The sequence below is a fragment of the Pseudorhizobium xiangyangii genome (genome assembly GCF_020531965.1).
Lineage (GTDB): Bacteria > Pseudomonadota > Alphaproteobacteria > Rhizobiales > Rhizobiaceae > Neorhizobium > Neorhizobium xiangyangii.
The window spans coordinates 66,978-85,507 of the sequence record NZ_JAJAWH010000012.1; the positions used below are offsets into that span (position 1 = coordinate 66,978).

At 60.4% G+C, this 18,530-nt stretch carries 17 protein-coding genes; 7 read left to right on the forward strand and 10 right to left on the reverse strand.

Features of this window, described 5'->3' with window-relative positions; all coding sequences use genetic code 11:
* Positions 1-9: 9 nt before the first annotated feature.
* Together LH464_RS12670 and LH464_RS12675 are read right to left on the reverse strand one after the other, a co-directional pair.
* Positions 10-459 (reverse strand): DNA polymerase III subunit chi, encoded by a 450-nt coding sequence (locus LH464_RS12670; RefSeq protein WP_226786754.1) that lies wholly within the window; start codon positions 457-459, stop codon positions 10-12.
* Between the two features lie 2 nt (positions 460-461).
* Positions 462-1,952: a leucyl aminopeptidase gene (locus LH464_RS12675; RefSeq protein ID WP_226786755.1), complete on the reverse strand. Its 1,491-nt coding sequence runs from the start codon at positions 1,950-1,952 to the stop codon at positions 462-464.
* 285 nt (positions 1,953-2,237) lie between these two features.
* Here LH464_RS12675 and lptF point away from each other — a divergent pair, with 285 nt between their 5' ends.
* From lptF to LH464_RS12710, 7 genes are all read left to right on the forward strand, one after another.
* Positions 2,238-3,401, forward strand: coding sequence for an LPS export ABC transporter permease LptF (gene lptF, locus LH464_RS12680; RefSeq protein WP_226786756.1), 1,164 nt, complete (start codon positions 2,238-2,240; stop codon positions 3,399-3,401).
* The gene (gene lptG / locus LH464_RS12685; RefSeq protein WP_226786757.1) at positions 3,398-4,486 is read left to right on the forward strand and encodes an LPS export ABC transporter permease LptG; all 1,089 of its coding nucleotides are present in this window, start codon (positions 3,398-3,400) and stop codon (positions 4,484-4,486) included. Before lptF ends, lptG begins: the two co-directional genes overlap by 4 nt.
* The gene (locus LH464_RS12690; protein ID WP_226786758.1) at positions 4,486-6,804 is read left to right on the forward strand and encodes an LPS-assembly protein LptD; all 2,319 of its coding nucleotides are present in this window, start codon (positions 4,486-4,488) and stop codon (positions 6,802-6,804) included. The genes lptG and LH464_RS12690 overlap by 1 nt, the downstream gene beginning before the upstream one ends.
* Positions 6,805-6,926: 122 nt before the next feature.
* Positions 6,927-7,862, forward strand: a complete 936-nt coding sequence (locus tag LH464_RS12695) for a SurA N-terminal domain-containing protein (RefSeq protein ID WP_226786848.1) — start codon at positions 6,927-6,929, stop codon at positions 7,860-7,862.
* A gap of 14 nt (positions 7,863-7,876) precedes the next feature.
* A complete protein-coding gene (gene pdxA, locus LH464_RS12700) occupies positions 7,877-8,899 on the forward strand; it encodes a 4-hydroxythreonine-4-phosphate dehydrogenase PdxA (RefSeq protein WP_226786759.1) in 1,023 nt (340 codons plus the stop codon).
* Positions 8,899-9,726: a 16S rRNA (adenine(1518)-N(6)/adenine(1519)-N(6))-dimethyltransferase RsmA gene (gene rsmA, locus LH464_RS12705; protein WP_226786760.1), complete on the forward strand. Its 828-nt coding sequence runs from the start codon at positions 8,899-8,901 to the stop codon at positions 9,724-9,726. Before pdxA ends, rsmA begins: the two co-directional genes overlap by 1 nt.
* A 62-nt stretch (positions 9,727-9,788) precedes the next feature.
* Positions 9,789-10,415: a methyltransferase family protein gene (locus LH464_RS12710; protein ID WP_226786761.1), complete on the forward strand. Its 627-nt coding sequence runs from the start codon at positions 9,789-9,791 to the stop codon at positions 10,413-10,415.
* 5 nt (positions 10,416-10,420) lie between these two features.
* Here LH464_RS12710 and gmk read toward each other — a convergent pair whose 3' ends face one another.
* From gmk to LH464_RS12750, 8 genes are all read right to left on the reverse strand, one after another.
* Positions 10,421-11,083 carry a guanylate kinase gene (gene gmk, locus LH464_RS12715; protein ID WP_226786762.1) on the reverse strand — a complete coding sequence of 221 codons (663 nt, stop codon included), beginning with the start codon at positions 11,081-11,083 and terminating at the stop codon, positions 10,421-10,423.
* Between the two features lie 3 nt (positions 11,084-11,086).
* On the reverse strand, positions 11,087-11,974 hold the full coding sequence (locus LH464_RS12720; RefSeq protein WP_226786763.1) for a YicC/YloC family endoribonuclease: 888 nt from the start codon (positions 11,972-11,974) through the stop codon (positions 11,087-11,089).
* Positions 11,975-11,999: 25 nt separating this feature from the next.
* Positions 12,000-13,172 (reverse strand): endolytic transglycosylase MltG, encoded by a 1,173-nt coding sequence (gene mltG / locus LH464_RS12725; protein WP_226786849.1) that lies wholly within the window; start codon positions 13,170-13,172, stop codon positions 12,000-12,002.
* Between the two features lie 130 nt (positions 13,173-13,302).
* A complete protein-coding gene (gene fabF, locus LH464_RS12730; protein ID WP_226786764.1) occupies positions 13,303-14,562 on the reverse strand; it encodes a beta-ketoacyl-ACP synthase II in 1,260 nt (419 codons plus the stop codon).
* Positions 14,563-14,669: 107 nt separating this feature from the next.
* Positions 14,670-14,906, reverse strand: coding sequence for an acyl carrier protein (locus tag LH464_RS12735; RefSeq protein WP_003502080.1), 237 nt, complete (start codon positions 14,904-14,906; stop codon positions 14,670-14,672).
* A gap of 278 nt (positions 14,907-15,184) precedes the next feature.
* Positions 15,185-15,922 carry a 3-oxoacyl-[acyl-carrier-protein] reductase gene (fabG, locus tag LH464_RS12740; RefSeq protein WP_226786765.1) on the reverse strand — a complete coding sequence of 246 codons (738 nt, stop codon included), beginning with the start codon at positions 15,920-15,922 and terminating at the stop codon, positions 15,185-15,187.
* Positions 15,923-15,943: 21 nt separating this feature from the next.
* Positions 15,944-16,888 carry an ACP S-malonyltransferase gene (gene fabD / locus LH464_RS12745; protein ID WP_226786766.1) on the reverse strand — a complete coding sequence of 315 codons (945 nt, stop codon included), beginning with the start codon at positions 16,886-16,888 and terminating at the stop codon, positions 15,944-15,946.
* Between the two features lie 202 nt (positions 16,889-17,090).
* The gene (locus LH464_RS12750) at positions 17,091-18,377 is read right to left on the reverse strand and encodes an Nramp family divalent metal transporter (protein WP_226786767.1); all 1,287 of its coding nucleotides are present in this window, start codon (positions 18,375-18,377) and stop codon (positions 17,091-17,093) included.
* Positions 18,378-18,530: the final 153 nt, after the last annotated feature.

Here is an 18,530-nt window from a genome sequence, read left to right on the forward strand (position 1 = left end):
AGGCGGCCATTACGCCTTCTTTACCCACCGGCCTTCAGGCGACTGCTGCCAATAGGTCAGCGCGTGCCCCTCGCCCTTCAGCTTCTTCCACTGCGCACGCGCTTGCTCCAGCTGACCGGCGTCATAACCGTCGAACATGAATACGACCCGCTCGTACGGATCGAGCGGCGGAGGCTCGGCGCCATCAACGACAAAGCGGACCGACGCCTCGTTGGCGTTATCGGCAGTCGCGGTCAACAGCACCGGCTGTGCTTCCGGTCGATCCGCGTCATCTGTTGAGTGGGGAAGAAAGCTGTCCTCCCTGAATGTCCAGAGATGGCTATCGAGCGCATCGCGGCGCCCTTCCTCCTTCGTCTGGACGATAACGCGCCATCCACGTTCCACACTCTTCTCGAGGAGCGCCGGCAGCGCATCCTCGAGTTTCGATTCCGTCAGATGGTAGAAAAGGACTTCCGTCATACCTAGCCTTCGTAGTGATCGCTTACGAGACGATCAAGAAGGCGGACACCGTAACCAGAGGCCCAGGACTGGCTGATCTCGGTGGAGGGCGAGTTCATGGCTGTTCCGGCGACGTCGAGATGGGCCCAATGGGTGTCCCCAACGAAACGCTTCAGGAATTGTGCCGCGGTAATGGCTCCCGCATGGCGCCCGCCGGTGTTCTTCATGTCGGCAAACTTGGAATCGATCATCTTGTCGTATTCCTTGCCAAGCGGCATGCGCCAAAGCTTTTCGCCCGTCGCCTCGCCAGCTGCCGAAAGCCGGGTCGCAAGTTCGTCGTCATTGGAGAAGAGGCCCGCCGCCTGGTTGCCCAGAGCAACGAGGATCGCGCCCGTCAGGGTCGCCAGATTGATCATGAAGCGCGGCTTGAAACGGTCGTTGCAATACCAGAGGGCATCCCCAAGCACGAGCCGGCCTTCCGCGTCGGTGTTGATGATCTCGATGGTCTGACCCGACATCGACGTCACGATATCGCCGGGGCGTTGGGCGTTGCCGTCCGGCATGTTCTCGACGAGACCGATGATGCCGACAACATTGACCTTCGCCTTGCGGGCCGCAAGCGTGTGCATCAGGCCGGTTACGGCCGCCGCCCCGCCCATGTCACCCTTCATATCCTCCATGCCGGCTCCCGGCTTGATGGAAATGCCGCCCGAATCGAACACGACGCCCTTGCCGATGAACGCGACCGGCGGCTCTTTTGGCTTTCCGCCCTTCCACTGCATGACAGCAAGCCGCGGCGGGCGCACCGAGCCCTGAGCAACGCCGAGCAGCGCTCCCATCTTCAGCTCGCCCATTTCCTTCTCGGTCAGGATCTCGACCTGGACGCCGAGTTTTTCCAGTGCCTTTGCCCTGTCGGCGAATTCGACCGGACCGAGGACGTTGGGAGGCAGGTTGACCAGATCGCGCGCGAGCACAACACCGCCGGCGACCGCCTCGGCCTCGGCAAGCGCCTTTTTCGCTCCGGCATGAGCACGGGTGACGATGGTGACGGCCACCTTCTTCGGCGGCTTGTCCTCGTCATCCTTCTTCTTCGTCTTGTACGCGTCGAAACTGTAGGCTCTGAGCATAAGACCCAAAGCGAAGTCTGCAGCCAGGGCAGGCTCCACCTGAAGTCCCGGCGCATCGAGATAAACGACGACCCGGGTGGCGGCCTTGAACCCTGCAGCGGCGGCACCGCCCGCCCTCAGCCAGTCATGCGCGGTCAGCGCATCCAATTTACCCAGTCCAAGGACGACCAGGCGGTCCGCCTTCGACCCGTGCGGCGCGATGAGATCCAGCGTGCTCATGGATTTCGCCGTGAATTTCGCGATCTTGGCCGCCCGCGCGGACACGTTTTCAGGATCGGCATCCGCCAGTCCGGCGGGTGCATCCTGCCCGGCCAGCTGCAGCATCACGGCAAGGGATCCGTCCAACGTTGCGGATGCGGCAAAGTCGATTTCATATTGGGTTGACATCGTCCCCTCCAGATTCGTGGTGATACTCCGGCGGATCATCACTGTTTCATACGAGATGACAAGCGTTCCGTTGGCTTTTGCCGGAGCTTGCCCGATACCGCCGACGATCCGGGGCGAAGGAAAGCCCCGCGTAACGTAAAATTTCTAAATGACACAGTCCGTCAAAAAATCGCATTTGCAAACAAATTGTAAGTGGAACACTGTCGCCAACCCTATGGCGATCGCTTAGATAGGCGCAGCCACGCGTGCGTCGCCCATTGACCCGAACCACGACACCAGGACGCAATGAAGCTGCTCGAGATCTACATACTGCGCAGGATCATACAGATGTTTCTGGTGACCCTGCTGCCAGTACTGACCATCATCTGGTCGATCCAGGTGCTGGGTCGGATCAACCTGGTTACGGATACGGGCCAGTCGATGGGTTCGTTCATGACGCTCGCGACCTTCATCCTGCCGACAATCATTCCGGTCGTGCTGCCTTTTGCCCTGGCGATCGGAATCACGCAGACGCTCACGGCGATGAATAACGATTCGGAATTGCCGGTCATCGATGCGGCCGGCGCGTCACGCAGCATCATCTATCGCCCGGTCCTGCTGCTGGCGGCTTTCCTCAGCATGTTTTCCTTCGTCGTTGCCAACTTCGTCGAGCCCCCCGCTCGCGTCGCCGCCCGGCACATGGTTGCCGAGGCCTATGCCGACCTTCTGTCCTCGGTCATCGAAGAGAAGACTTTTCGCAGCATCGAAGACGGCCTGTACGTCCAGATCTCGGAGCGTCATTCCGGACGCATCCTGACCGGTCTTTTCGTGGTCGACAGCCGGGATCCGAGCTTCGACCTTATTTACTACGCTCGCGAAGGTTCGATCGACGAGAGCGGGACGTCGTTGACCATGCGTGACGGCGAGGTTCACCGAAAGACCCCCGACGGCCGCATCTCGATCATCAAGTTTGTCTCTTATGCCTTTGACTTGTCGGCGATGTCCGGGGAAGAGGCACCTTCTCTGAACGCCGGCGACCGCACGCTCGGGTTCCTGCTCAATCCCGACCCGACGGATCCGCATGTAAAAGGGTCGCCGGGAAGTTATCGGTCGGAATTGCACGGGCGCCTGACCGAATGGCTGTTCCCGTTCATGTTCGCGCTCATCTCGCTGATCATCGCGGGCGATTCCCGCTCGCACCGACAGACGCGCCTTCATCCGATGGTTGCTGCACTGATACTCGCTTTCGCGCTGCGCTGGGTCGGGTTCTCGGTCAAGAACCTCGTCAAACAGGATGAGGCATACATTTTCCTGATGTACCTGCTGCCGGTGGCGACGATCGGCGGCAGCATCTATCTTCTCGCCACCCGGCGACAAATCCGCATGCCGCAGGCCGTCTCACGCCTGTTTACAGTTCTCTGGCAACGCGCGCAGCAGCGCTGGGCCGACCGGGCCGGAGGTCGGGCATGATCTATTCGACACTCGGCCGCTACTTCCTGCGTCGCTACATCGTCACGGCCATCTGGTTTTTCCTGGGCGTCTGCGCGATCATATTCCTTGCCGATTTCAGCGAAACCAGCCGACGCATGGCAAGCATGCAAGGGTACTCGGTGTCGGGAGCGTTGGCGTTCACAGCCATGCGTACGCCGCTGATCTTCCTGCAGACCGTTCCCACCCTCACGCTGTTTATCGGCATGACGGTGATGATCGCCCTCAACCGCCGTTACGAACTCGTCGTGACAAGGGCGGCGGGCGTCTCGGTCTGGCAGTTCATGACGCCTTTTGTCACCGGCGCCTTCCTCATCGGCCTCTTCTCGATCCTTGTGGTCAACCCACTGGCAGCCTGGGGACAGCGCGAATCGATTTCGCTTGAGGCGTCCTGGCGCGAAGCCAGCAACCGCGCACCCCGCTCCACCTTCCTTCCCTGGATCAGGCAGGTATCGAACGGAAACGACGTCATTATCGGCGCCAAAAGCTACGAGGCGGAGGGAACCGAGCTGTTCGACGTGGTGGTCATCCATTTCGACGGTGACGGGCGCGTGATCCTGCGACAGGATGCATCCAAAGCTAAGTTGGAAGATGGTTACTGGTCTCTTACCAACGTCATGGAGAATCGCCCGGGCGAAATTCCCGTGCGTATCGAGACGGCACAGGTCAGTACGAACCTGAAACAGGAGTTCCTCCAGGAAAGCCTGTCGCAGCCTGAAACCATTGCGTTTTTTGACCTTTCGCGAAAAATCGAGGTGGGCAAATCCTTCGGACTACCCACGAAAGCGCTGGAAACACAGTTTCACTCGCTCATTTCACTGCCGCTGCTGCTTGTTGCGATGACTCTCATCGCGGCCACAGTAACGTTAAAATTCAGTCGCTTCGCACAATCTCGGTCAGTGATTCTGGGTGGAATCGTTTCCGGCTTCGTGCTTTATGTCGTAACCGTGCTTGTGAAAGCATTCGGGAGCAGCGGGGCCGTGCCGCCATTGGTGGCGGTGTGGGTGCCGGTGATTGTCGCGACGGCCCTCGGCGCGACTATTCTGCTTCACCAGGAGGATGGCTAGTGGCGGTAAACGACCGCGGAAATATCAGACGGCGCCTTGCGGTCCTGCTGGCGAGTGTAGCTGTGTGCCTGAATGGCATGGGGCCGCTGTCTGCCCGCGCGCAAGAAAACAGTTTGGGGCTGGCGAACGTGGCGGACGACGAAGCAAAGATGCTTCTGCGCGCCAACGAGCTCGTCTACAATCAGGATGCCCAGAAGGTCTCCGCGACTGGCGGTGTCCAGATTTACTATAACCGCTACCGCATGGTGGCGCAGCGGGTCGATTACGACCAGCAATCCGGGCGGGTTGTTGCCCGCGGGAACATCGAGCTCATCGAGCCCGATGGAAACCGAATCTATGCGGATGAACTGGACGTCACGGACGACTTCAGCGAAGGTTTTCTGAACTCGCTGCGTGTCGAGACGACGGACAATACCCGTATTGCCGGCGAGAGCGCGGAACGCCTTCCCGGCGACCTGATGGTGCTGAACAACGGCGTCTACACCGCTTGCCTGCCCTGTGCCGATAAGCCGGGACGCGCACCGCTTTGGCAGGTGAAGGCACAGCGCGTCGTGCAGAACGGCCAGACCCATACCGTTCGCCTGGAAAACGCACGATTCGAATTGTTCGGCGTGCCGATCGGGTTCCTGCCCTTCCTTGAGGTGCCGGATCATACGGTGAAGCGGAAGTCAGGCTTCCTGTTCCCGACGATGAGCATTGACGACAACCTCGGCTTCGGGCTGACGGTTCCCTATTACCGTGTGTTCTCTCCTCACATGGACGCGACATTGAGCCCGACCTACTACACAGGTCAGGGACTGCTGCTGCAGGGCGAGGTCCGCAACCGTTTTGAGACCGGCCAACACACATTCAGGTTCGCGGGAATCAACCAGCGGGATCCCGGCTCGTTCGATGCCGGGTCCAGTGACGCGCGAGCCGATTCACGTTTCATGGCCGGCTCCAAAGCGGACTTCGAAATCAATCCGCGCTGGACGTTCGGCTGGGACGTCATGGTCCAGAGCGACAACAACTTCTCGAAGACCTACTCGCTGGATGGCGTCGATGAGGACGTCTTCCGGAACGAGTTCTACCTGACGGGAATGGGGAAGCGAAACCACTTCGACCTGCGCGCCTTCTACTTCAACGTCCAGGACGTCGCATACGAGAACACGCTCGAGCAGCAACAGGCGATCGTCTATCCGTCGCTTGACTACCAATACTTCGCGCCCGAACCGGTTGCCGGCGGCGAGCTTTCAATCACGACAAACCTGACGAACCTTTCCCGTCGGGAAGACGACTTTTCATCCAACGGCCTCACGCCGCAGTTCCCCGGGCTGGAAGGAGCGTACAGCCGTTTCACCACCGAAGCCGAGTGGAAGCGGATGTTCACGACTGAGGGCGGCTTGCTTCTGACGCCGCTCCTTGCTGCACGCGGAGACGCGATACGGCATACGTCTTCGGCTCCCGGCGGCTATCTTGGTGATTTCGAAGATGACGGCGCCAACGCTCGATACATGGTGACCGCGGGTCTCGAGGCACGATATCCGTTCCTCCTCACGACGGAAAACAGCAGCCACATCATCGAGCCGATTGCACAGGTCTTCGTCCGGCCCGACGAACAGATGGCCGGCGGCCTTCCAAACGAGGACGCGCAGAGCTTCGTATTTGACGCGACGACGCTGTTCGAGCGCGACAAGTTCTCCGGCTTCGATCGTATCGAAGGCGGCACGCGTGCGAATGTCGGCCTTCGATACACCGGTTCGTTCGACAACGGCATCGGCCTGCGCGGGATCGTCGGCCAGAGCTTCCACCTGGCAGGCCAGAACTCGTTTGCAACGGAAGACCTCGTCCATGCCGGCGCAAATTCCGGTCTCGAAACGGATACCTCCGACTATGTCGGGATGGCGGGGATCGATCTTCCGATCGGCATCACACTCCAGGCAGGCGCCCGCTTCGACGAAGAGACCTTCGACCTGCAGCGAACCGATGCAACCATCTCTTACAGTTCCGCGCGGTTCAGCACGACGCTGAGCTACACTCAGATCGAGGCGCAGCCGGAGTATGGGTCCATTGTCGATACCGAACTGGTCGAATCGGCCAGCGGGATCCGTATCAACGAGAACTGGTCTCTCGGCGGTTCCGCAGTCTGGGATCTGAACGAGCAGGAGGTCATCCGCCGCGGTCTGGCAATCACCTATGCCGACGAGTGCACGATCTTCACGCTCGCCTATAACGATGAGCCGGCCAGCAGCACCAATGCAAACGACTGGTCTATCGGCGCGCGCATCACGTTCCGGACTCTTGGCGACATCGATATCGGCTCGACTTCACTCGAATAGTGGTCTGGCCATTGTTTTGCCGTAAGAATTGTGCAACCGGATCGACCTACTTTAGATAGACGAGCGCTGGCGGCCGCAGCACAGCGGGGCTGCCGCGTAGAAGGACGAGTATCATGTCTGCAATGACAGCAACACGCAGGGTTATCGTAGCCGTGGCGGCGCTTGCCGCCTCTGTGGCCATCGAACCATCCTACCAGCAGGCGCAGGCTGCCAGCCAAATTGCCGCGGTGGTCAACAAGACGCCGATTACCAGCAGCGACGTCGCACGCCGTGTTGCCTTCCTGCGTCTCCAACGGCAGAAGGGCGACAACAAGACTGCTCTCAACCAGCTCGTCGAGGAGGCCCTGAAACGGGACGAGATCGCACGGGTGAAGATGTCGGTCAGTACTGATGACGTCGAGAAGGCATTCGCTCGCTTTGCGGCAAGCAACAAGCTTTCGCCGGAGCAGATGACGAGCATTCTCAGCCAGGCAGGCGTCGGCGCCGATCACTTCAAGGGATACATCGCCGTCCAGATGAGCTGGCCACGACTGGTGAATTCACGCTTTGGCGGCAACAGAGGCCGGATGTCATCCGAAGATCTCGTCAAGCGGATGATGGAAAACAACGGGCAGAAGCCGGTAACCACCGAATACTTCCTGCAACAGATCATCTTTGTGGTTCCCGATTCCAAGCGGAAGGCAATTCTCGGCAAGCGGAAATCGGAAGCCGAGAACAGCCGTGGGAAGTTCCCGGGTTGCGAGCAGGCCAAGCAGTTTGCGGCAACCATGCTCGACGTTTCCGTTCGTGATCTTGGCCGTGTCCTTGCGCCCGAACTGCCTGAGGAATGGAAACCGCTGATTGAAAAGGCGTCCAGCGGTACGACAAGCACGCTCGTCACTCCACGCGGCGTGGAATTCCTTGCCATATGCAATCAGCGCCAGGTTTCGGACGACCATGCGGCGGAAGTCGTTTTCCGTGCCGAGGATCTTGGCAAGCAACAGGAAACCGGCAAGAATCCGAACGAGGAGAAATACCTCGAGGAACTGCGCAACAAGGCCCAGATCGCCTACCGTTGATACGAGGAAAATGAATGCTGCTTGATCGTCCGCTTGCTCTCACACAGGGCGATCCTGCCGGCATCGGCCCCGACATCACCCTCGCGGCCTGGACAGGGCGGCGAGAGCATAAGCTCCAACCGTTCCTTTATGTCGGCGACCCGACCGTTCTGGCTGCGCGGGCGCAGCTTCTGGGCCTCGACGTTCCGATTGTGGAAACCGATCCTGCAGGCGCACAATCCATCTTTTCGGCGAGCCTTCCGGTCTATCCGGTCGCCGCCGGTGCGGTCGTGGCTCCCGGCGAAGCGCATGTCGCTACGGCCCGCGGGACCATCAGCGCCATAGAGACAGCAGTCTCCCTGACACTCCAGGGCAGCACGGCGGCCGTCGTGACCAACCCTATTGCCAAGTCCGTCCTCTATGCGTCCGGATTCGGCTTTCCCGGTCATACGGAGTTTCTGGCAGATCTTGCCGAACGTGCCTCCGGTACAAAGGCGATGCCGGTGATGATGCTGGCCGGCCCCAAGCTGCGCGCGATACCGGTGACGATCCATATTCCGGTAAAGGACATCCCTTCCGTGTTGACCGAAGAGCTGATCGTCGAGACATGCCGGATTGCACACCGCGATCTCAAGGAACGATTCGGCATTGCCCAGCCACGGCTTGCTGTTGCGGGTCTCAACCCGCATGCTGGCGAGGAAGGCGCAATCGGCCAGGAGGACCGGGACATCATCCATCCGGCGATTACCGCTCTGCGTCGCGAAGGCATCCACGCATTCGGCCCCCTGCCCGCGGATACGATGTTCCATGACGAGGCTCGTGGCCGGTACGATGTCGCCATCTGCATGTACCACGATCAGGCCCTCATTCCGGCCAAGGCATTGGGCTTCGACACTTCCGTCAACGTCACGCTCGGCCTGCCGTTCATCCGCACGTCACCCGATCATGGGACGGCATTCGGCATTGCCGGACAAGGCGTTGCCCGTGAGACCAGCCTTGTCGCGGCACTGACCTTGGCCGCCGAACTGGCAGAGAAATCGGCAAAGGTTCCTGCCTGATGGCAACACTGGACGGCCTGCCGCCGCTGCGCGACGTGATTCAGCGCCATGGCCTCGACGCGCGCAAGGCGCTCGGACAGAATTTCCTGCTCGATCTCAACCTCACCCAGAAAATCGCTCGCAGCGCCGGGTCGCTGGAGGGGGTGACTGTCATCGAAGTAGGACCCGGCCCGGGTGGACTGACGCGCGCAATCCTGTCGCTTGGAGCCAAGAAGGTTATCGCGATCGAACGGGATTCCCGTTGCCTGCCCGCCCTGGCTGAAATCTCGGATCACTACCCCGGCAAGCTCGAAGTCATCGCAGGCGACGCTCTGAAGGTGGATTTGCCGTCCATAGCACCCGAAGGACCGGTCAAGATCATCGCAAACCTGCCCTACAATGTGGGCACACAGCTCCTGGTGAACTGGCTGCTGCCACCGACATGGCCGCCGTTTTGGGAATCGCTGACGCTGATGTTCCAGAAGGAGGTTGGGCAACGGATCGTCGCCAACGAAGACGATGATCACTACGGACGGCTCGGTGTTCTGGCCGGCTGGCGCACCGACGCCAGGATGGTCTTCGACGTGCCGCCACAGGCGTTCACGCCACCGCCGAAGGTGACGTCGACAGTCGTCAACCTGACGCCCCGTCCTCAGCCCCTTCCCTGCGACGCCAAGAAGCTCGAACGGATTACGCATGCGGCATTCGGCCAGAGGCGGAAGATGCTTCGCCAGAGCCTGAAGCCGCTCGGCGGAGAAGCATTGCTCAACAAGGCCGACATCGACCCGGCCCGGCGTGCCGAAACGCTGTCGGTCGAGGAATTCGTGACGCTCGCCAACACGCTCTGATCGACAATAATTTGCCTTATTAATGGCTTTCATGTGGGACTTGCCGGATCAGCAGGTCACTCATGTCCGCCACCACCCAGCTTCCCCAGCCTTTCAACCAGAAGCTGCGGCTCGCTGCACTCTGGCTCATGTCGATCTGCGTCGCCACGGTCATACTCTTTACCCGGCCTCGAATTTCTGAAGAAGGCCTGCTGCATGAGGTGATGGAAACCGCAGGACTTGCCCTGCTGATCGCCGCCGTCATGGGGCGGCTCTGGAGCATCCTCTACATCGGATCCAAGAAGAACCGGGAGCTCGTGACACTCGGCCCCTATTCCGTAACGAGGAACCCTCTCTACTTCTTCTCCCTTACGGGCCTTCTGGGCATCGGATTGGTCTACGGCTCGGTGATACTGGCAACCGCCTTTTTTGCCATCGGCATCGTGGTCTTTCACCACACCGCTACACGAGAAGCCGAATTCCTGAGAGCCAAGTTCGGGGATATCTATGCCGATTATGCCGTCCGGACACCACTGATCATACCGCGGCCCTGGCTCTACAGGACATCCGAGAGCGTCACGTTCTCGGCCAGGGCGCTATCCCGCACTCTACGGGACTGCCTGCCCTTCCTCGTTCTTTATCCGCTGATAGAGCTTGTGGAGTACCTCCACGCCATCGGCCTGTTAAAGCCGATATTCGTGATTCCCTGAAGAAATCAGAGGTTCGGTTCTTCGGTCAGCAATTCCTGCACGAAATCGAAAAGGCCGTGCCGGCGATCACGTCGGATACGCTCCGCCTTGACTATGCAGCTCACATAGCCGAACGCCTCGTCCAGATCATCATTGACGATGACGTAATCATACTCGCGCCAATGCTCGATCTCGGAGCGAGAGTTCAATAGCCGCGTCCTGATCACCTCTTCGGAATCCTCTGCACGGCGATGCAGACGGGACTGCAATTCCGTCATGGTCGGCGGCAGCACGAAGATCGAAACGACGTCCGCCGTCATCTTTTCCTGAAGCTGCAACGCACCCTGCCAATCGATGTCGAACAGCATATCGCGGCCTTCCGCCATCGCCTGCTCAACCGGCTCGCGGGGCGTGCCATAGAAATTGCCGTGGACTTCTGCCCATTCAAGAAGATCGCCGGCGTCACGCATTCTCTCGAATTGCGCCACGCTGATGAAGTGATAGTGCTTTCCAGCGATCTCGCTCGGCCGCTTCTGCCGGGTCGTGACGCTGACGGAAATCTCGAGGCTGTGGTCGTCGTCGAGCAGATTGCGAGCGATCGTAGACTTGCCTGCGCCAGACGGCGAGGAAAGGACGAGCATCAGCCCACGGCGGGCAATCTTGACGGGCGAGGATGCCGCGGGGTTCATGCTTTACTCCAGATTCTGGACCTGTTCACGGAACTGGTCGATAACGACTTTAAGCTCGAGGCCTACGCTCGTAACCGCGGCCGAGTTTGACTTCGAACAGATTGTATTCGATTCGCGGTTAAATTCCTGTGCCAGAAAATCCAGCCGCCGGCCAATCGGCCCGCCTTTTTCGAGAAGCTCGGTGGCAGCGGCCACATGGGCCTTGAGGCGGTCGATCTCTTCACGCAGATCGGCCTTGGTGGCAAGCAGTGCCGCCTCCGCATGAAGACGGGTGGAATCGAGCGACGCGCCATCCTGAAGCAGGGCAGCCACCTGCTGCGACAACCGGCGTGCGATCTCTTCGGGCGAACGAGAAGGATCTTGCTCGACCACCGCCGCGAGCTCAGAAATCCGCGTTACCTGTGCTGACATCACCTCTGCGAGTGCGGCACCTTCGCTCTCCCGCATCTGCTTCAAAGCCACCAGCGCGCCTTCCAGGCCTTCCTGTATGGCCGTATCACGGGCTGCGGCCGCTGCATCGCTATCCTCTGCCTCGCGGATATCCACGATCCCGCGGATACCAAGGAGCGTATCGAGACGTAAAGGCGCAGGGTCGATGACGTCTCCAAGCTGAGAACGAAGCGCCAGGATAGCGTCGAGCGCATCGCGGTTCAGCACGGCTTCGAGCTTCGTTTCCGATGCCGCCACGCTCAACGCCGCCTGGATGTTCCCCCTCGAGAAACGCTCGGCCACGAGCCGGCGCACGTCGGGCTCCAGGCGCTCAAGCCCTGGGGGCAGCCGCAGCCGCAGATCCAGCCCCTTGCCGTTGACGGAGCGGAGTTCCCAGACGATCCGGTAACGCCCGTGGGTGCCTTCGCTGCGGGCGAAACCGGTCATCGACTGGGGGCTCATTCTCTTCTCCGCTCAGGACTTGACGTCAGTTGGAAGGCTTTTCGGCTTCGTCGCCGCCGGGCTGGCCGTCGCTCAACTCCGACTCGGCGCTGTCAGCGCGTTCGGCTTCCAGTTGCCGCCAGCGGCGGACGTTGGCGTTATGGGCATCCAGGGTTTCCGCAAAGGCATGCCCACCGCTGCCGTCGGCCACGAAGTAAAGGTCCTTCGTGCGCCACGGATTGGCTACTGCCTCAAGTGCAGCGCGGCCAGGATTGGCGATTGGCCCAGGCGGCAGCCCCTTGATGACATAGGTATTGTAGGGCGTTTCCTTCTGGATGTCGGAGTGGTAGATCGGGCGGTCCGCAGGCTTTCCTTCACCACCGAAAAGGCCATAGATGATGGTCGGGTCCGACTGAAGACGCATGCCCTTTTCAAGCCGGTTCAGGAAGACCGAGGCCACGCGAGCGCGCTCGTCGTCCTTGCCCGTCTCCCTCTCGACGATAGACGCGAGCGTAACGAACTCTTCCTTGGTCTTGACGAGCAGGTCCGGATCACGCTTTTCCCAGACCAGATCGATCAGCCTTTCCTGGGCGACGCGCATCTGCTGGACGATATCGGCACGCTTGGTGCCGCGGGAAAACTTGTAGGTGTCAGGACGCAGGCTGCCTTCCGGGGGGATTTCTGCCGGCAACTCACCTTCCAACACCGTATCCTCCGCGAGCCGAAGCATCATCTGACGAACGGTTAGGCCCTCAGGCAGCACGACGGAATAGAGGATGGACTTGCCGGATTCGAGCAGTTCCATGATTTCCTTCATGGAAGCCCCGGCCTTGATGTCATATTCGCCGGCCTTCAGCGTGCCGCCGTCGCGCAGATAGGTCGCGCTGACATAGCGGAAGACGCGCGCATCGGAGATAATGCCGTTGCGCTCGAGGTTGTTGGCGATCTCCGCCAGACCATTGCCCGCCCGCACCATGAAGTGCGTGTTGGCCTCCAGCGGACCTGCCTTCTGGAAGGTCGAGACCATGTAGTAAAAGCCAGCGACTGCAACCACGCAGACAATGACCACCGCCGTCATCACGAAATTCAGGAATATTACCAGCTGGCTGCGTGCCTTTTTCGACCGTCGCGGCGGATCCGGCACGCGTTCAGGCTTCAGGGCCTCATTGGGCGATTTCGGAATGATCGGGCCGCTGCCGCCGCCATGGCCTGGCGACATTTCGCTCGTCTGGTTGCTGTTGTTCACTGCGCCCCCCATGAATGCACGGTAGTGACCGCTATTTGACCAAGCAATGCGGCAAAAACAGGTTCAGTAGATGGGCCGGTGAACCCCACCAGCCCCGCTATGTTCAGGCTTCGTAACGGCGCAGGACGAGGGAGGCGTTCGTTCCCCCGAAACCGAACGAATTGGAGAGCGCAACGTTGATTTCACGCTGCCTCGCCTTGTGCGGCACCAGGTCAATCGCCGTCTCGACATCGGGATTGTCGAGATTGAGTGTCGGCGGTGCGACGTTGTCGCGGATTGCGAGCGTCGCAAAGATCGCTTCGACTGCACCGGCGGCGCCAAGAAGATGTCCGATGGCCGACTTGGTCGATGACATGGAGATGTTCGGCGCTGCATCGCCAACCAAGCGTTCGACAGCCCCGAGTTCGATGGTGTCGGCCATGGTGGAGGTGCCGTGAGAGTTGATGTAGTCGATGTCGGCAGGGTTCAGCCCCGCGCGCTTCAACGCCATCGTCATGCAACGGAAGGCGCCTTCGCCATCCTCGGACGGAGCCGTGATGTGGAATGCATCGCCGGAGAGCCCGTAGCCCACCACTTCGGCGTAAATCTTCGCACCGCGGGCCTTTGCATGTTCCAGTTCTTCAAGAACCACGATGCCAGCGCCCTCACCCATGACGAAGCCGTCACGGTCGCGATCATAGGGTCGGGAAGCCTTCTGCGGCTCCTCGTTGTGCGTCGAAAGCGCCTTGCAGGCCGCAAATCCGGCCAGCGCAATGCGTGAAATAGGGGATTCCGCACCGCCGGCCACCATCACGTCGGCATCGCCCAGCGCGATCAGGCGCGCGGCATCACCGATGGCATGTGCGCCCGTCGAACAGGCGGTTACGACCGAATGGTTCGGGCCGCGCAACTGGTGGCGGATTGAGACCTGGCCGGATATCAGGTTGATAAGACGGCCCGGGATGAAGAAGGGGGAAATGCGGCGGGGGCCCTTTTCCTTCAGCGTATAACCGGCTTCGACGATCCCTTCGAGACCACCGATACCGGAGCCGATCAGCACACCGGTCGCGATCTGATCCTCATTGGACTTCGGATGCCAGTCGGCATCTTTGAGAGCCATCTCAGCGGCGGCCATGCCATAGATGATGAAAGGATCAACCTTGCGCTGTTCCTTCGGCTCCATCCAATCGTCGGCATTGAAAGTGCCGCCCGAGCCGTCACCGAAAGGAATGCGACAAGCGATCTTGGCGGGCAGGTCCTCGACCTCGAAATCGGTAATTTTATTCGCGGCATTCTGCCCCGAAATCAGCCGTTGCCAGCTCACTTCCGTTCCGCATCCGAGCGGAGATACCATGCCGGTACCGGTGATAACGACCCGTCTCATCGCCAGCGTCCCACCTAAGTCTGTCGTGTTTTAGTTACTGAAACGGCCCGAACGAGCGGGCCGCCATAGGGGCTGCCAAACGGCATCGCCCCGCAATTGAAATGGTATCAGGCCTGGGCCTTCTCGATGAACTTCACAGCGTCGCCGACGGTGAGAATGGAATCAGCGGCGTCGTCCGGGATTTCAACGCCGAACTCTTCTTCGAAAGCCATGACCAGTTCGACCGTGTCGAGCGAGTCCGCGCCGAGATCATCGATGAAGCTTGCGCCTTCGACGACTTTGTCGGCATCGACGCCGAGGTGATCAATAACAATTTTCTTCACGCGTTCTGCGATATCGCTCATGTCGGTTTCCTCGACCTTTGTCTTCTCGAATGCCTCAATGGCATTCGTACCCTGTTGAAAACCTGCGTTGGCCATTTAAAGCTGGCTACGCGGGCAAACCCGTTCAACCCTTCGCAGGTTCCGATAAAGTGCGCAAAAGCACAATGATCGCCTGCATTTCGGGGCGACTGTCCACAGTCATGGCCCGCTTAACATGCTTTCGATGTTCCGCAAAGCCAGAATTTGTTCCCCGGCGAGGCACCCACAGCCGAGTGCATTCGCCGCAGGAACGGCATTCGTCAGATCATCGCCATGCCGCCGTTGACGTGCAGAGTCTGTCCGGTGACGTAGCCAGCCTCCGTGGAGGCCAGATAGAGCACCGCGGAAGCGATATCCGCACCGGCGCCCATGCGCTTCATCGGGATGGCGCCGAGGATCGCGTCCTTCTGCTTGTCGTTCAGCTTGCCGGTCATGGCGCTTTCGATGAAGCCCGGCGCCACGCAGTTGACCGTGACGTTGCGGGTGGCGATTTCCTGCGCCAGCGACTTGCTGAAGCCGATCATGCCGGCCTTCGATGCGCAGTAGTTGGCCTGGCCCGGATTACCGGTTACGGCAACGACCGAGGTGATGTTGATGATGCGGCCGAAGCGGCGACGCATCATCGGGTGCGTCAGTTCGCGGGTCAGGCGGAAGGTGGATGTAAGGTTGACTTCCAGGACCGCGTCCCAGTCCTCATCGCTCATCCGCACGAACAGCCCGTCCTTGGTGATGCCGGCATTGTTGACGAGGATGTCGACGCCGCCGAGCACTTCCTCTGCCTTCTCGCCAAGCGCCTTGACCTCTGCCCGGTCGGACAGGTTGGCCGGGAAGATGTGCACGCGTTCGCCGAGCTCGGCAGCGAGCGCTTCGAGCTTTTCGACGCGCGTGCCGTGCAGACCGACAATCGCGCCCTGCTTGTGGAGCGTACGAGCGATCTCTTCGCCGAGGCCGCCGGTCGCACCTGTCACCAATGCCTTGCGGCCGGTCAGATCAAACATGGTCATATTCCCTTCGATGGATCAGCCGAGAATGGCCGTCAGTGCGGTTTCGATGTCGGCGGGCGTATTGACCGCCGCGCCGGAAACGTTCTTGTCGATGCGACGGGCAAGCCCCGTCAGGACCTTGCCGGTGCCGACCTCGTAGAGATCGGCAACGCCATTGGCGGCAAGCCATTCGACGGTTTCGCGCCAGCGCACCTGGCCGGTCACCTGGGCCACCAGAAGATCGGCGATCTCACCCGCGTCCGTCACAGGCGCGGCGCGGACGTTGGCGACGACCGGCACGACCGGATTACGCTTTTCGACGGTTGCGAGGGCATGGCGCATGGCGTCCGCTGCCGGCGCCATCAAGGCGCTATGGAATGGTGCCGATACGGGCAGCATGATGGCGCGCTTGGCACCTTTCTCGGTCGCCAGGCCAGCAGCCTTCTCGACGGCAGCCTTGGAGCCGGAGATCACGAGCTGTCCGCCGCCATTGTCGTTGGCGATCTGGCAAACTCCTGCGCTCACCGCTTCGTCGCAGATGCCCGCCACGTCGCCGTGCTCAAGCCCGATGATGGCAGCCATGGCGCCCTCACCGACCGGAACAGCGGATTGCATGGCATCACCACGGATACGAAGAAGACGGGCGGTGTCTGCAAGGGTGAACATGCCGGCGGCACACAGAGCAGAATATTCGCCGAGAGAATGTCCGGCGACATAGGCGACCTTGTCGGCAAGCTTGAGGCCACGCGCTTCGAGCACGCGCATTGCCGCGATCGAAACCGCCATCAGCGCCGGCTGGGCATTTGCCGTCAGCGTCAGCGTCTCTTCCGGGCCGTTCCACATGATGTCGGACAGATTCTGACCGAGCGCGTCATCGACTTCCTCGAAGACGGCGCGGGCCTCGGGAAAGGCATCGGCAAGATCCTTGCCCATGCCGACGGACTGGCTGCCCTGCCCAGGAAACGTGAATGCGATGCTCATAGGATGTGATCCTTTCCTGGCGCATCGCCCCGGAAAACCCCGATTCGGTTTTCGCAAAGCACGATGTGCAGACCCTAAACTAGCGCAGCGTCCTTGTGCGCCGGTAATGGCGCACGGCGCTGCAGGTTTTTTTCTTCCAATTCACGTTCCAGACGCGGGAGTCAAGGCAGGGAACTTCCCCGCCTTGACCGATCCAGCACTATCAGCGTGAAATGAAACCAACCACCTCGTTGGCGCACAGCACGATGAACAATGCCGCGGCAACGCCCAGCAGGCCGTTTGAAACCCAGCCGCTGCGCCATTCCTTGGGCACCCGCGCCGAGTTCAGCAGCCAGATCAGCGTGATTGCCAGGAACGGCATGAAGAACGCACCGAGCGCGCCATAGATGATGACGAGCGTGAACGGTCGGCCGAACCACAGCAGCGCCATCGGGGGAATGGTGAGCCAGAACAGGTAGAACTTGAAGGCAGGCGTCTTTTCTAGGCCTTCGCGCGAACCGGTCTCGCCCTTGATATGGGTGCGAACGAAATCGGCAAACAGCATCGACACACCATGCCAGACACCGAGAATGGAGGAGATGGCGGTGGCGAAGAAACCAATCAGGAAGATGACGGAAACAACAGGTCCAAAACGTTCGCGCAATACCTCGTCGAGATCGAGAAGGCCGCGATCACCGGTCGAAAGGGTGATCTGCGCGGTGTAGAGCATCTCCGCGCCGATGATCAGCATGGCGATGACGAAGATGCCGGTGATGGCGTAGGAGACGCGGTTGTCGAGCCGCATGACGCCCATCCAGGCGGGAGAGCGCCAGCCCTTGGCATTCACCCAGTAGCCATAGGAAGCCATGGTGATCGTGCCGCCGACGCCGCCGATCAGGCCGAGGGTGTAGACGACCGAGCCTTCCGGGATGCTCGGTATCAGGCCGGTCAGGGCATTGCCGACATTGGGCACAACCATCAGCGCGACGCCGACGACGATGACGAACATCACGCCGATGAAGAACTTCATGACGTTTTCGAACATCTCGTATTTGTTCAGCGAGACGAAAATGGCGCAGATCGAGCCGGAGAGAATAGCCCACAACCAGAGGGGCACCGCGGGGAAGAGCGCTGCGAGCGGCAGAGCCGTGGCACTCATTGCGGTTGCACCGTACACAAAGCCCCAGATGAGGATGTAGATGCCGAAATACCAGCTTGTCCACCTGCCGAGGGACTTCCAGCCTTCGAGCATGGTCGACCCGGTGGCGAGGTGATAGCGCGCCGAACCTTCAGCCAGGGCAATCTTCACGATACAGCCGATCACCGCCGCCCACAGAAGGGCATAGCCAAAGCGGGAACCTGCAATCAGCGTTGCGACCAGATCACCCGCACCGACGCCGGTTGCCGCAGCTACGATCCCCGGTCCGATCAGTTTCCACCGTCCTTTTGTCGGGGGAGATCCCACATCGGGGAAGCCGCCGACATCCTGTCGGCTAGAGATGTCATTCATTACAAAAGCTCCAGAAATACCAGTTCAGTCGCCTTACGATCACCCGCTGGTCACGATGCAGTCACTCATTACAAGTTGCCGCCGCGCCGCGCTCTCGTAGGCCGTGGATGGGCGGCACTTACCCCAGGTTCTTGCCAAATGGCAAATCCTGCA